At 51.5% G+C, this 14,655-nt stretch carries 14 protein-coding genes; 3 read left to right on the top strand and 11 right to left on the bottom strand.

Features of this window, described 5'->3' with window-relative positions; genetic code table 11:
* Both ACRTGH_RS00755 and ACRTGH_RS00750 read right to left on the bottom strand, forming a co-directional pair.
* Positions 1-1,806 carry an ATP-binding cassette domain-containing protein gene (locus ACRTGH_RS00755; protein WP_368847779.1) on the bottom strand — a complete coding sequence of 602 codons (1,806 nt, stop codon included), beginning with the start codon at positions 1,804-1,806 and terminating at the stop codon, positions 1-3.
* Entirely contained in the window at positions 1,803-2,804 is a 1,002-nt protein-coding gene (locus tag ACRTGH_RS00750) for an HlyD family secretion protein (protein ID WP_368847778.1), read from the bottom strand. Before ACRTGH_RS00750 ends, ACRTGH_RS00755 begins: the two co-directional genes overlap by 4 nt.
* 232 nt (positions 2,805-3,036) lie before the next feature.
* Between ACRTGH_RS00750 and ACRTGH_RS00745 the strand changes: the two genes are divergently transcribed.
* The 3 genes from ACRTGH_RS00745 to ACRTGH_RS00735 all read left to right on the top strand — a co-directional run bounded on the left by ACRTGH_RS00745 (position 3,037) and on the right by ACRTGH_RS00735 (position 6,272).
* Positions 3,037-4,038, top strand: a complete 1,002-nt coding sequence (locus ACRTGH_RS00745; protein WP_368847777.1) for a phosphatase domain-containing putative toxin — start codon at positions 3,037-3,039, stop codon at positions 4,036-4,038.
* A 172-nt stretch (positions 4,039-4,210) separates the two neighbouring features.
* A complete protein-coding gene (locus tag ACRTGH_RS00740) occupies positions 4,211-5,236 on the top strand; it encodes a branched-chain amino acid aminotransferase (RefSeq protein WP_368847776.1) in 1,026 nt (341 codons plus the stop codon).
* An 88-nt stretch (positions 5,237-5,324) separates the two neighbouring features.
* The gene (locus ACRTGH_RS00735) at positions 5,325-6,272 is read left to right on the top strand and encodes a DUF1848 domain-containing protein (RefSeq protein ID WP_368847775.1); all 948 of its coding nucleotides are present in this window, start codon (positions 5,325-5,327) and stop codon (positions 6,270-6,272) included.
* Between the two features lie 295 nt (positions 6,273-6,567).
* On the opposite strand, the gene ACRTGH_RS00730 is transcribed toward ACRTGH_RS00735, so the two are convergent.
* The 9 genes from ACRTGH_RS00730 to ACRTGH_RS00690 all read right to left on the bottom strand — a co-directional run bounded on the left by ACRTGH_RS00730 (position 6,568) and on the right by ACRTGH_RS00690 (position 14,492).
* The gene (locus ACRTGH_RS00730; protein WP_368847774.1) at positions 6,568-7,032 is read right to left on the bottom strand and encodes a hypothetical protein; all 465 of its coding nucleotides are present in this window, start codon (positions 7,030-7,032) and stop codon (positions 6,568-6,570) included.
* Between the two features lie 13 nt (positions 7,033-7,045).
* Entirely contained in the window at positions 7,046-7,387 is a 342-nt protein-coding gene (gene imm40 / locus ACRTGH_RS00725) for an Imm40 family immunity protein (protein WP_368847773.1), read from the bottom strand.
* Positions 7,388-7,917: 530 nt separating this feature from the next.
* On the bottom strand, positions 7,918-8,349 hold the full coding sequence (locus ACRTGH_RS00720; protein WP_368847772.1) for a nucleoid-associated protein NdpA: 432 nt from the start codon (positions 8,347-8,349) through the stop codon (positions 7,918-7,920).
* 274 nt (positions 8,350-8,623) lie between these two features.
* The gene (locus tag ACRTGH_RS00715) at positions 8,624-10,066 is read right to left on the bottom strand and encodes a ShlB/FhaC/HecB family hemolysin secretion/activation protein (RefSeq protein ID WP_368847771.1); all 1,443 of its coding nucleotides are present in this window, start codon (positions 10,064-10,066) and stop codon (positions 8,624-8,626) included.
* The gene (locus ACRTGH_RS00710) at positions 10,029-10,229 is read right to left on the bottom strand and encodes a hypothetical protein (RefSeq protein WP_368847770.1); all 201 of its coding nucleotides are present in this window, start codon (positions 10,227-10,229) and stop codon (positions 10,029-10,031) included. Before ACRTGH_RS00710 ends, ACRTGH_RS00715 begins: the two co-directional genes overlap by 38 nt.
* Before the next feature lie 291 nt (positions 10,230-10,520).
* Complete coding sequence (locus ACRTGH_RS00705) at positions 10,521-11,171, bottom strand: hypothetical protein (RefSeq protein WP_368847769.1); 651 nt, start codon at positions 11,169-11,171, stop codon at positions 10,521-10,523.
* A gap of 3 nt (positions 11,172-11,174) precedes the next feature.
* The gene (locus ACRTGH_RS00700; protein ID WP_368847816.1) at positions 11,175-13,457 is read right to left on the bottom strand and encodes a hemagglutinin repeat-containing protein; all 2,283 of its coding nucleotides are present in this window, start codon (positions 13,455-13,457) and stop codon (positions 11,175-11,177) included.
* 3 nt (positions 13,458-13,460) lie between these two features.
* Complete coding sequence (locus ACRTGH_RS00695) at positions 13,461-14,102, bottom strand: hypothetical protein (protein ID WP_368847768.1); 642 nt, start codon at positions 14,100-14,102, stop codon at positions 13,461-13,463.
* A 21-nt stretch (positions 14,103-14,123) separates the two neighbouring features.
* Positions 14,124-14,492, bottom strand: coding sequence for a hypothetical protein (locus tag ACRTGH_RS00690; RefSeq protein WP_368847767.1), 369 nt, complete (start codon positions 14,490-14,492; stop codon positions 14,124-14,126).
* Between the last annotated feature and the right edge of the window lie 163 nt (positions 14,493-14,655).

Raw genomic sequence — 14,655 nt, 5'->3', positions numbered from 1 at the left:
TCAGGCGCGTGCTTTTTCCACAATGCGGATGAAGATCTCGTTCATGTCAGCCTCGGGCATGGAGAGTTCAGCGCGTATTTCGGCCGTACTGCCCAGGATGAGCGGGCGGCCCTGATCCTGTATCATGATGCGGTCACAGTATTCGGCTTCTTCCATGAAGTGCGTCGTGATGATGACGGTCGTGCCCGAAGCTGCAAGAAGAGAAATCTTTTGCCAGAAGAGGCGGCGTGCGAGAGGATCGATGCCGCTCGTCGGCTCGTCCAGAAAGAGGATGCGCGGCCGGTGGATGAGTGCGGCCGCCATCGAAAGCCGTTCTTTATAGCCGCCGGGGAGAGCGCCTGCACGGTTGTCGCGGCGTTTCGCCAGTTGGAATTCCTCGAGCACTTCTTCGATGCGCTGTTGCAGCTCTTTGCGGCCAAGTCCGTAAACACCGCCGAAAAAGCGCAGGTTTTCAAAGACCGTGAGGCTCTCGTAGAGCGAGAATTTTTGTGCGACATACCCGATTTGGGCGCGCGCCTCGGTGCGGGCTTTCGCGAGATCGACCCCGGCGACACGCAGGAAGCCGGAAGTCGCGGGCAAAAGGCCGCAAAGCATGCGGAAGGTTGTGGTCTTTCCCGCTCCGTTCGGTCCCAGGAGACCGAAGACTTCCCCTTCATGCACTTGAAAGGAAGTATGGGCGACAGCTGTGAAATCGCCGAATTTTTTTACGAGATCATGCACCTCGATGATAACGGGGCCTTTTTGGGGGGAAATGCCGCTTTGCAGCGCTTTGCCGATCGCTTCCGCCTTTACGAGGGAAGGAGGCTGCTGCGCGCCTTTTCCCAGGAGCAGCATGAAGGCGTCTTCAAGACGTTCTCTGACGGGTTTGGACGTGAGGCCGAGTTCTTCAAAAAGGCGGATGTCGGCGGGATCTTTTTCGGTCGTGAAATACACGTGCTTTCCCACAGGCGAGGCATCGGCAATGGCGTCTTCGGCGAGCAGACGGCTTTGCAGCAGACGCGTCGGCATACCGTCGGGAGGGCGGACGGCAAAGCAGCGCCCGTGCGCGAGACGGCACAGTTCCTCAGGCGTGCCTTCGGCAAGGAGGCGGCCGTGGTTGAGGACGCAGACTTTTTCACAGAGGGCGGCTTCTTCCAGATAGGCTGTGCTGACGAAGACAGTCAAGCCGCCGGCCTTTGTTTCTTCCTGAAGAATTTCCCATAGTTCGCGCCTTGAGAGCGGGTCGACGCCGACGGTCGGCTCGTCGAGCAGGAGGAGGTCGGGGGTGCGCACGAGGGTGCAGGCGAGGCCGAGCTTTTGCTTCATGCCGCCCGAAAGCTTTCCGGCAAGCCGCTTTGTAAAAGGGGCAAGCCCCGTCATGTGCAGCAGGCGCTCGAAGTGGGCGGGGCGTGCGGCGGCAGGGATATCGTGCAGATCGGCATAGAGGCGCATGTTTTCCTCGACGCTCAAATCTTCGTAAAGACCGAATTTCTGCGGCATATAGCTTAAAAGGCTCTGTACCTCCTGCGCCTCTTTTGCGACATCACGTCCAAGCACGAAGAGTTCGCCGCTCGTTTTTGTCATCAGGCCGGCAAGGAGGCGCATCAATGTCGTTTTGCCGGCGCCGTCCGGCCCGACGAGTGCTGTGAGCCGACCGCGGGGGATGCTGAGGCTGATGTCGTCCAGTGCGGTGACGAGAGGTCCTTTGGAGGGCGAGAAGACTTTGCAGAGGTTCTTTGCTTCGACGGCAGTTTCTGTGCTGTGTGCACCGGCACGGGCGATGCTTGCTGCAAGGTCTTTGGTCGGTGTGCTTTCCAGGATGCTCATAAGTCGACCTGTACGGTTGCGGGCATACCGAGCCGCAGGATATTGCCGGGATCCTCGACCAGGATGCGCACCTCATATACGAGCGATGGGCGCAGCTCTTCGGTCTGCACCGTTTTTGGCGTGAATTCCGCTGTGTCGGCAATGTAGCCGACCTGTCCCGCCAGCGGGCGCTCGGGTGCGCTGTCAATCGTGACGCGTGCGGTCTGACCTTCGCGGATGCGTCCGAGATCGGCTTCCCTTACATAGACGCGGACCCATTTGCGCTCAAGGAGCGAGAGCTTGAAGACGGGAGCGGCAGGCGAGGCCATGTCGCCGACTTCCAGCAGGCGCGTGCGGATGACGCCGGGGGACGGGGCGCAAAGCTCATACTGCGAGAGGAGATATTCAAGGCGTGCCTCTTCGTCGTGGATTGCCTGCAGGGAAGCTTCGGCCTGGGCAATATCTTCGCTGCGGGGACCGGCAGCGGCTTCCGCGAAAGCGGCTTCGGCCGCTGCTGTCCTTGCTGCCGCTGAAGCTGCAGCGGCGCGTGCGTTGTCGAGTTCCTGCAGGCTGATGCCCTCGCTTGTCGCATAGATTTGCTGCATTCGCTCGTAAACGCCCGCTGCATTGGCAGATGCGGCGCGTGCAGCGTTGACGTTTTCCTCGGCCTGTCGGAGTTCTTCTCGGCGCGTGCCGTTATGCAGGCGGTCGACGACAGCCTGCTGTGCTGCGGCTTGGGAGCGTGCCTTCTGCAGGTTGAGCCTGATTTCCGCGGAATCAAGGCGGGCGAGAGGCTGTCCGGCTTCCACCGCGTCGCCTTCCTGCACAAGGATTTCCGCAATGCGGTCATTCTGCCGGAAAGCGAGCGTGACTTCACGGATATCGACATTGCCCGAGAGAACGAGATGCTTTGCTGCCTCTTGCCGCAAGGTTTCCTGATGCGCATGATAAAGATAGGCGGCGCTTCCCGCTGTGAGCAGGACGAGCAGAAACAACAAAGCTTTTGCCCGTGTTTTCATAAGGATTGCCCCCTTTGCCTGCGAGATCGTTATGTTGTTGATGGTTTCATGATAGCAGATGAAGTTGATGGATGCAACTTATATCTCGCTGAATGAAATGTCCGCCGTCCGCTGAAAAACAGCCAGTTTTTCCTTGCTTTGCGCCGCAAAAGTCCGTACAATGATACACAGGCAAAGATAGAAGAGAATGATATTCCCATAGAGAATGGTCGAGCGAAGGAGCAGTGAAGAGATGAAGGGACAAAAACTGGCGGGTGTTTTGGCGGCGATCTTTGTTTTGGCAGGAGCGGCGTTCGGCACAGTAGGGGCAGAGGCGGCAAAAGCCCCGCCGCGCATGTGCAATCCGGGCTATATCTGGCGCATTGATGCCGACGATGTGCCGGGGCTGCCGCGCAATTTCCGCACGATGGACGGAGAGTTCCGCGCCGCGCACAAGGCGGATATGGATGCTTCCTATATACCGACGCGCGAGGGGCTGGATCGTCTGCATGCTTCGGGCAGCGGGGAGTTTTCCGCGAGCGGGCTGCGGGCTTTGCTGGAAGTGCTTGCTCTGAAAACGCGGGAGCCGATCTGCATCGTCGATCTGCGCGAGGAGTCGCACGGATTTTTCAACGGCACGGCGGTCAGCTGGTACGGCGAGCGCGATTGGGGCAATGTGGGGCTGACGCATGAGGAAGCGCTTGCCGATGAGGAAGCGCGCATTCATGGGGCAGCAGGACAGATGACGGCGGTTGCACATCTCGGCGGAGAGAAGAATCCTCTGGATGAGCACGAGATTTTTGTGGAGGAAGCGCAGACGGAAGCGGAGCTTGTCGAGGCTGCGGGTCTTCGCTACAAGCGCATTACGGCGACGGATCATATATGGCCTGCGCCCGCCGCTGTCGATGACTTCGTGCGCTTTTACAAGTCGCTGCCGGAAAATGTCTGGCTGCACTTCCACTGCCAGGCGGGCGAGGGGCGCACGACGGAATTTCTTGCGATGTACGACATTCTGCGCAACCCGGATGTACCGCTCAAGGACATCCTCTACCGCCAATGCTTGTTGGGCGGCAGCTACGTAGCGCATGTGGAACCTGCGGGGTCGACGTATTGGAAGGTGCCGTACTATCTGGAAAAAGCGCGCCATATCGCACGGTTTCAACAGTATGTGCGGGAAAACAAGGAGGCGGACTTTGCCGTTTCGTGGTCAGATTGGCTGACGGCACACGCGGAAGAAAGCGCTGCAGGGGAATAAGTTTTGAAAAGGGGATTGACGGCGCAAAAAGTTCGATGTACTATATGCTTTATAGAATTACAGAAGGATGATTGCGGCTGCGGATGGAGATTCCTCTCGACGAAGCAAATGTCTTTTTGCTGATTCGGAATAGGCGCCTTTTGCTTGCGGCACGGACAGAGGAGGATTCATCATGGAGAAAAAAAATATGGACTGGGGAAATCTGGACTTTTCCTATCATGTAACGGAGCAGCGTTATGTTGCCAATTATAAAAACGGTGTATGGGATGAGGGCGGTCTTACGAGCGACGATAAGATCGTCTTGAGCGAGGACGCAGGCGTTCTGCAGTATTCGCAGTCGGTCTTTGAAGGGCTCAAGGCGTATACGACGGAGGACGGCAGGACGGTTTGCTTCCGTCCCGACCTCAACGCGCACCGCATGTACGAATCGGCGCAGTACCTGGAGATGCCGCCTTTTCCGGAGGAGCGCTTCCTCGATGCCGTGCGTCAGGTCGTCAAGGCGAATGAAGCTTGGGTGCCGCCCTACGGCAGCGGCGCGACGCTCTACATCCGTCCTTTCATGTTCGGCTCGAGTCCCGTCATCGGTGTGGCTCCGGCGGACGAGTATCAGTTCCGCATCTTCGTCACGCCGGTCGGCCCCTATTTCAAGGGCGGCGCGAAGCCCATCACGCTCAAGGTCAGCGATTTTGACCGCGCCGCACCGCACGGCACGGGTCATATCAAGGCGGGGCTCAACTACGCGATGAGCCTGCATGCCGTTATGACGGCGCACCGCGAAGGCTTTGCCGAGAACATCTACCTCGACGCGGCGACGCGCACGAAAGTGGAGGAGACGGGCGGTGCGAACATCATCTTCGTCGATGCGGACGGCAACCTCGTCGTGCCGAAATCGCCGAGCATTCTGCCCTCGATCACGCGTCGCTCCATCACCTATGTGGCGGAGCATTATCTTGGCCTCAAGGTCGACGAGCGCGAAGTGCTCTTCTCCGAGGTGCCGAACTTCAAGGAATGCGGACTCTGCGGCACGGCGGCCGTCATCTCGCCGGTCGGCAAGATCAACGACCACGGCAAAGAGATCTGCTTCTCAAGCGGCATGGAAGAGATGGGACCCGTCATCAAGAAGCTCTACGATACGCTGACGGGCATCCAGATGGGACATATCGAGGCGCCCGAAGGCTGGATTTACGAAATAAAATAAGACTTGTGCAGATGAGGCACGGGGAGAATACGAGAAGCCGGGCAGGGACTTTCCCCGCCCGGCCTTTTTGTGGAAAGGAAGAGATGCGATGATTTTGAATACGGGAAGCCGCACGGATATTCCGGCCTTTTACGCCGAGTGGTTCGTGCGGCGCGTCCGCGAGGGCTTCGTCATGGCGAGAAGCCCTTACGACCCGCGGCGCATCACGCGCTATATTCTCGATCCCACCGTCGTCGACCTCATCGTATTCTGTACAAAGAATCCTGCGCCGCTTCTCACGCATGGGGAGGCGCTCGCGCCGTTCCGCCAGTTTTGGGGCGTGACCGTCACGCCTTACGGCACAGATATCGAGCCGCAGGCGCCGTCTGTGGAGGCGGCTATGGAAAGCATCCGCACTCTCGCGCGCGTCGTGGGCAGCCGCGCCGTGCATTGGCGCTACGATCCCGTGCTCATCACGGAAAAGTATACACTCGAGTTTCATAAGAGCGCTTTCCGCCGTATGGCGGAAGGGCTTGCAGGCGCGGTGGAAAACTGCGTCGTGAGCTTCGTCGATCTCTACCAGAAGACGAAACGCAATTTTCCCTCCTTGCGCGAAGTCCATGCGGAAGAACGGCTCGCGCTTGGCGAGGTGTTTGCGGCGGTCGGGCGCGAGTTCGGCATCAAGGTGCGCACCTGCCTTGAAGGCGACGATCTCGCGCCTTTCGGCATCGATACGGCAGGCTGCATGACGCAGGCGGTGCTTGAAGAGGCGGCCGGCTGCCGCTTTCGTGTGCCGCGCCTTGCGGCAGCGCGCAAGGGGTGCGCCTGCCTTTTGGGCAACGATATCGGCGCCTATAATACCTGCGCCCATTTCTGCCGCTACTGCTACGCGAACGCGAGCGCCGCCGCCGTCCGCAGGAACCGCGCCCTGCACGACCCCGCCTCGCCGCTCCTCGTAGGGCATGTCGAGCCCGGCGATATCGTGCAAGACGCACGGCAGGTTTCGTATGTGATGGAGAGCGAGCAGATGGATTTGTTTGGTGGGAAATGCAGATAAAGGGAGGATGGCTGCTGTGAGCAGGAGGGCAGATGGGAGCTTGTTTGAGATCAAATGGATTCACATCACGGAGACGGAAGAGGCTTGATTGTGGTAGGAGCATACGAAAGACGATTATTCGTATTTTGGGCATTGGCAGATTTCGTTGTATTGTTTGCGTGCTGTAAATGATCCAGACCAACCGGAATATATGTTCTGTAGACATCGGGTCTTTCTGTTTTGCCTGGTATTGCTAGCCAGCCTGCGCCAATATTTAACGGTACAGCTATTGTTCCGTATACGAAAGGTGGTTGTGTTATCCGATGGAGTCACCGTATACTTTCAAAAACTCAGCTGTCATATCTTCGCACATTTGAAATGCTATTGTGAGAATTCCTCGGAGGTCTTCATAGTTGCGGAAATTTGGCAGGTGGTTTCTATTTTCCAGATTCAACAGTTCGTATTCTAAATTTGGGAAAGTATCCCCTTCATAATATTTATTATCTTTCATAGCATACCACATCAATTTAGCAACACCATACTTTATACGTATATGGTATCTAAATTCATATAGGTTGATCTTTTTTTTTGCTTGAAAAAAGTCTTCTTTTCTCCAATATTTTACGCTTGCATAACCTATCTCCTGAAGCATCTCCAAGACATACGGATTATCATAGTCTTCAAAACTCTCTTTTAGATCAAAAGAATATTGTGTGCGTAGAGCTTGATATCTCTCTGCAAAGTGAATATTGTTTAATACTTCCACCATCTGTTTGTCCATGCGTTATTTCTCCTTAGAATATAATAGAATAAAGGTAGTCATTTCCATTTTTGCGGATAAAATGCTGAATATAGGATATGGCTTTTTCTTTTGCGGCATCTATATTCTCTTGTTGAGTCCTGCTTTCTGTGAGCATATAGTACCAGCTATCGTATGTGAGTTTTATTTTCTGTTCAGATATTATATAAACATCACCACCTAATATTAGTGTTCCTTTATTTGATAAATATTCAATTGCTTTAATGGCATCTTTTCCATACCAAGCAAGTTCATTAAGGCCTATGCTCTTTAACGAAATTGATTTCTTTAACATCTCCATTGGTACAATTGCTTTACTGTCCATGTATTCTCCCATTTCTCGGGTACTCTAAAGAATCGATGGTTACACATTATGCCATCATTTCCAAGGATTTTTTTCGTAGTTCCGTAATGTAATCGGTTTGTAAGAAATGTCGCTTCCCATCCGTATGTGGTTGTGACAATTCGGTTCAGCACATCATTGATCATATCGCTGGCATGAATCGAATCATTGGGATTGTTGATTCGTATCAGTTGATCAAGTAAGATGGGGTCGATTCGTCCCTTCAACAAATCCCAGTCAAATTGCTCTGCTCTTGTGGGATACTTCATAGAGTACGAACTTAATGCCGCGAAATATGCCACGACATTCAATATGCCTGCGTTTGCACGGAAATGCCATAGTCGTTCGCGCTGTAGTCCGCTTCGTTTTTAAGGTCGCTGAAAGAGAATGTCCTTGTGCTGAGGCGGTTCTTTTCCGCAAGGATGTGTCAAGAACTTTGTGCAAACAACATTTCAGTGCACTGCGGGTGATTTGGCAGAATTTGTTCTATCTAAAATAATATGACATTGGTTATCCATGATTTATCAGAGTTTCCCATAATCCTTTCCATGCCATACTGTACTCGTCATAAAATATGTATTATTTTCTTCATCGGCCAATTTGCTATCCAAACAAAACTCCCGAACACTTTCTATGTCTCCTTCAGAAAGCATTTTCTCGACAATCTCAAGCTCATATTCCCATCCCAACTCATCCAAATATTCATGATATGCTTTTGCTAAAGCTTCATTCCAAATACCATGATTGATTAGACATTGAAATGAAGAAAAAACAACTGCATAGAGCCAACAAATGAGATATTTTCCGGATTGTATAAACTCTAAAATACTTTGTATGTCTTTCTCTGGGATTTCTCCATTAATGTAATTCAAGAATCTTTTTATTTCTCTAGTTCTTTCTGGTGGTTTTTCATAAGTTATGAAATTTATTCTTGAAAAAAATTCATCTAAGTTCATTTTTCCTCCTAAGCAATAAATATAGAGTATAGGGAACTTGCCAAAAGAGCGGATTACTTTAAGGCAGATGCAGAGGGGGTACATATCATGTGCGAACTGATGGAGAAATTCCTGCGCTTTTTGTTCATGCTTGCTCCATGGCTAAAATTGCGCCCGTGATGTTCTTATTCGCGCGTTTTATACGATTGGGCTTGATGTTGGAAAATGAATCCCTAGAATTTCAACCCGAGGGAGAACCCATACGTCACATCCGGCGTATGGAATCCTTCGGGTTTTATGATGGGCGCAGCGGCGAATACGTCATAGGAAGCGTCGGCGAGTGTACCGCGCAGACCGATTGCTGCGCCCGCATTGCATGTCCGTTGTAGACCTCCGTGCCGTAGCCGTAGACTGCACCGACGTCAAGCCCGAGGTAGAGTTCCGCCTTCTGTTTCGGGAATCGTGTTGAAAGCTCATTCCGAAGATACCAGCCGTTCGTTCCCATCAGCGTTGTTTCACCGTCGAAGCCGCGCACCGTATAGCGATTGCCCATGCTGATCATATCCACCCCGTAGAGCCGCATATTATCCATCGTCCACTGCCCGTGAAAGGATGTTGTAAGTGTTGCGGGACGATGACAGAACTCAAACGGATGCACAAAGTCTACATCGAGCAGCCACATTCGATAGAGCGTCTTGGGCGCATCGGCATAGGGCTTTTCCTTCTGTGCGCCCAGCCAGCCAAGACCAAAGCGGTGTGCCAGACGAAAATAAAGCGTATTGCGCTGCAGATAGAGACGCTCGGCAAAGCCGATCTCCATGGATGTCTGGTGCATCGCCTGGATGGGAAGCTCCACATCGTTGATAAAACTATGGGAATTGCGCTTCTTCAGACGAATATCCATGCTCGTCTTCATGCTTGACGAACGGTGCAGCACATAATCCCAGGAAAACGTCGAGATATTCGTATCGCCCGCGCTGATGAAATCGTAGGGGCGGCTCTCCACCGTCTGATGATATTTCGAGCGTTGGTAAGAGAGTGTAAACGTATGCGCCCCGTAGGGAATCGTGTAGCTGACATTATGTCCGCGTGTACCCTTCGCATAGCCGTCCTGTGCGCCGTCTAGATTCATGCCGACGCGAAGGATGTCGTTTCTCTGAAATATCTGATCGACGCCGACGGACGTATACCATTGGAGCTTTCCCGTATCCTCAAGACCTGAGTCGTCCACCGAGATCGTGCCGTAGAAATTCTTCCCGCGTTTTACCGTGAGAACTACGTCTGTCCTCTGCGGCTGATCGGACGGGCGGAGTTGGACGGAGATATCCTGTGAAGGCAGACGCTTCGCCTGTTCGATGCCCTGCTCGATGTCGCGCACGTTCAAGACGTCGCCTTCGCGAAACGGGAAAAGGTTGTAGGTATAGAGCGTATCACTGTCCTCGGCAAAGCGCACGGCATGGATGCGCCCGATTTGCAAAACAAGGCGGAGCATTTCCTCTGAGAGATTCTGCTCGGGGATGACGACGCGGCTTGTCGAAAAACCGCGCTGCATAAGCTCGTGGTTCATCTTGCCGACAGCTTCATTGATCTCCTTGAGAGAAAGCTCGTGTCCTTCATAGTCACGAGCGATGTGACGAAGGAAATAGAACCTCCCCGATTCATTTTCAAGCACGATCTTGGCGATGGGGAAACGAACCGTTTCATCGGCAGGAAGATTTGAGGAGGGAGGGGGTCGCAATCGTCTCCACACGCTCCTCGCCAAGCCGCTCCTGCCGTGCCGCCTCCTGTGCCCGCGACTGGTCGAGCTGCTCCTGTTGTGCAGGGGCGGCGATAACTAGGGGAGCAGAGAGGAAGAGAATGGAGGCAAGAAGGAGGAAAGAGGGGGATTTGAGTGTTTTCAAGTGGAGTCACCTCATACACGTTCAAAGAATAAAGCTGTCATATATTCGGCATCTAATAGGCGGATTTTTTTGAGGTTTTCTTCTAATGCCCCCTGATATTTGATCCAAAACTTTAAATGTACGTCCAAGCCGTTGAGCGTATTCGCTGTATCACTGCTGAGGGCAGAGATGTCCTGTGATAGATTCTCGCAGAGGGCGATGGTTTCCTCTGCAACGGAAAATTTTGTGGTGCTGTCTGCATCGCCTTTGGCGGGGGATGCAAGGAAATCCTTTTAGTCTGCTAGGTCATGTCTAATCAAAATAATATAACAACAGTTTTCGATAATCAATCGTTCCTTCCCTATTCAACGGCAGAGGATGAGCAAATTGGTGCAACATTACGGGATATGCCAAGATTCGTTCGTAAAAGAGGTAATCTCTCTCCTCCAACTCTGTTTCACTGTGAAGAATGGTTAATTCATCGTCACTATATTTTGCCAGTGCTTTTGATAAATATTTGTAGTCCGGAGAGGTTAGATCGACCTCCGGATTGATTAGGAACGTAACATGAAACGGCTCAGATTGGATTACATAGAACCCCACGCTTCCATACACATAAAACTTATTCTCCTGATAGAACAACCCCATATCCTTTTCCCATGTGTAGACTTCTTCGTCAAGGACACGTACTTTACTCGCTCCGCCATACCTTGTCCATTCCTCCAAATGCATGTCCCATAGTGCCAGGTCATTATATTCGTTGCAATGAACGAGTATTTGCCCTCTATGAAAAACCTCCACACAATATTTTCCGGAACTAAATGGTGCATATGGCGGATCGAACCATGTGACCAGCCAATATTTAAATCCGAACAAAACCTGATAAAGGATCCATACACTTAATAAAGCACCGCACAGTATGCCTCCGCGGAGAGCTATCTTTTTGATACGATCTATCACCATAGGTCAATCCTCCGACAAGGAAACAGTTCCTTGAATTTCTGCTGTCCATGGGAAAGGCTGTAGATATCCAAGGCTTTGACTGACCCACGCCGCATTATTAATCGTATCAGTGAAAGCGTCATCCTTAGTATACTTTGGGTCTCCAAATCCATATTTATGTAAATTGAAATTATAAGCATCTCCGGCAAGCCCGTCGAATGAAATCTTTCCGTCCATGTCCCGATGCACCCGCATAGCTAGCTTTGTCCAGCCGGCAAACCACTTTTCATCGCGAGTGGCAGGATCCACATTCAGATTAATGGACATATAGATGTCTCGCGTCTCCCCAGGAGAAAAATGCGCACCAAGATTCCGGATCTTTTGGGTTATTGCATCGGAACGACTCATATTGGAGGATGTAAAAGTCCCCACGGGGAAATGTCGCGGCCATCCATTTGCGATATGTGCATATATTAGCGCCTTCGATGCCATGGGGGTGTCTTTGAGAGCCCAAGAACCTAAGGCCCCTAGTATCGCTAACCTTTTCATTGGGCGTGCCCCCGGCGCAAGAAATGAAAACGGATATTTTTTTCTCATTATATCTGTTAGGTTGGTTCTTCCCTCCACCCATTCTTGATGGACTCTTTGCCGTAGGATATCCTTGGCTTCCTCAAGGGATTTAGTCTCTCTGTATTCTACTCCATATAAGTTGACGATATCTTTTGATGTTCCATCTGAATCTCCCCACCTAAATACAGACTGTTCTCCTGTTTTTTGTGCAGTCGGTTCCCCATAATGATCCATTTTATCAACAATATATACTTCTCCTTTTTTCGTTAAAGGATTTCCGTGAAGCATCATCCGATCAATACCGGCGTCATGTATCACTTCCAGATCAAATACTTTCCCGTCTTTATCAACTGCAACGGCGATTTTTTCTCCATCCACTGTTGCATAGCGAATGGAATACTCCCCGTCTTTTAGCTCCTTATATTTTTCTAGTTCATTTAACTCGTTAAGTTGCTCTAAGATTTCTGGTAATCTCTCATATTTATTCCACTTCGTCCCGCTTGCCGCTGCAGACGCTCCGGCTTGTGCATTGCCACTGATTGCCTTCGCCGCAGCTGCTCCGATGATGGCACTGACGATTTGAGCCGTGCCTGGATCTTTGCCATCAAGTGCCTTAATAACAGCTTCGTTGAGGCCGGCGCCGACAGCACCAGAAGCAAAGCCAGCACCCGTGATCTGGCTCATAATGCCGCCGATGATGGCGTGGATGGCGATCTTTCGGCCGCTGCCGTCGTCGGGGAGGTTATGCGCGAGGCGGAAGGCTTCTTCACCGAAGGCGGCGGCAAGTTCCTGCTGTTCTTCGATCTTCTGCTTGTCGAAGATACGTCCAAGTTCGTTCAAAGTATTGTTCGTATCGCGGCTCAAGGCAGAGATATCCTGCGTGGGATTGTCGCGGATGTCGATCGTTCCCTGTGCAACGGCAGACTTCGTCGTGCTGTTTGCCTCTCCCTTGGCCGGCATGGAGATGTTCGGGGTGAGGCCTATGGTGTTATAGACCTTGTCCTTCTCCTTCTGGCTCATCTTGTCATAGCTGCCGTAGTGGTGGTAGGCCGCCCCGATGCTTTCCGAGCTGTAGTCCGCTTCGTTTTTAAGGTCGCTGAAAGAGAATGTCCCTGTGCTGAGGCGGTTCTTTTCCGCTTCTGCGTCGCTTGCAAGAACGCCGCCTTTGAGGCCGGTGTTCTTCTCGACGTAGATGTCGAAGCCGTCTTTCCCTGCGAAGAGGCCTGCCTGCTCACGGGCGCTGCAGTAGTGGGATTCCAGGCTTCCCTTGCTAACCGATGCACCGAACGTGGGCTTGGAGAAGGAGCGGAGGATTTTGCCGGAGTCGGCCGGGTCGAGCATCTGGTTCATGCTCCAGGAGAGGTTGAAGTCCGCCGATGTGTTCTTCTCCTCGTAGGTTTCTTTTTCCTGCAATGTCTCGATGTTGAGATTGCCGCCGACTTTTGCCTCGATCTTTTCGCCCTTGGCTTTGCTTCCGAGGATGTTCGTATCCTTGCCGCTTTCCAGCTTGAGCGTTCCTGCGGCTTTTACTTCCGTGGGGGTGTAGGACGTGCGGCTTTCCTTGCTCGTTCCTTTGGCGCTGCTCGCGCTTAGGCTGAGGCCGGAAAGCCCTTGCGGCGAGAAGGAAGCCCCGATGCTTGCGGCGCTCGTCTTGTTCTCGCTCGTCGTGACACTGGTGTTTTCTCCGGCTTCGAGGCGCACGTCTCCCTTGGCGGCGAGAGAAGCATTTTTAGATATCTTTCAAGGCATCCAAATTCCTAAATTGGTTATTTTATTTGTCCATAGATCATTGAACAAACACTTGAATATGGTTGTCTCTCCCCTTACGGATAATTCCGTTTCAATATCCTCAATAATATAATTTGCAGCATCCTCGGGAAGTTTGGCATAGCCTTTATGCATAAAGAATTGTTCCAGGCGATGTGTCATTTTAACCTCCTCCTCTTCATGAAGGACATCATAACAAAAATAATATTTATCAGATTTTTTTATCATCTTCTCTATACTGTAGTAATAGTATTTTCCTATGATACTAACCCATAAAAAAATATCTCTACGTACCCCTTTTAGTTGTGTTAGGAGAAGATCACTATTGTCTAATATATCCTGATTTTTATGCAAGAGAATTTTATATTCAATGTCAGGATATTCTTCTAGGTCTATCCAATTAATTAAGGGATAGGGATATGAGATTTGTTCCAGTTTACTTGTAAGGCATTCTAAAAAGCTTGTATTTTCAAGCATTTCCTTTTGTCTCTTGAGAAGCCGTTGATGCTCCACTGATGACTGATATGCCGGATCATCATAGGATAGGTTTGATGGGAAGTATCTCCTGATCAGTGAAATCAAGTCTTCTATATTTGTGCTATTTTCTGTTGTCACCTTTATTAAACCTCTTATCTGTTAGTAATTTTTTGCTTTTTGCCGATGCATCTCTTTTTTTGCAGCTTTAATTATCTCCTTTAATGAGACCCCTTTCCATGTCGAAGGCGGCGGCAAGTTCTTCGAGAAGAGAAAGGCGTTGTTGAGGATGGCGCCGTGTTCCGGGACACTGAACGCCTCGTAGCGGTTCACGGAGACGTCGCTGCCGTCGGGGCGGGCGATCTGCACGAGCGGGACGCCGCTCGCCGTCTCCGTCACATAGGGACGCTGCGCTTCGGGCGCCGAAGCGTCGGCAACGATGTCCGTAGCAAAAGCAAGAGACGGCTGCAACGAAAAGACGCCCAAGGTGAGCCAGCTTGTAATCTTTCGTGCAAGGTCGTTTCTTCTCATATTCGACATCCTCCTCATGGATTCCTGTATTTATCACAGAGTGATTTAATGATAACATAATCAATGAAGCTTTGCAAGGGATTGTTCCAGAAAATTAAGGATGGGTCTCTTGTCGGTACTGGAATTGCCCTTTTCGGGGGAATATGGCGCTGGTCTTTGGTGT

This window comes from Selenomonas oralis (assembly GCF_051603425.1).
GTDB classification, from domain to species: domain Bacteria; phylum Bacillota; class Negativicutes; order Selenomonadales; family Selenomonadaceae; genus Selenomonas; species Selenomonas sputigena_A.
This window is presented reverse-complemented; position numbering and strand designations above follow the sequence as displayed.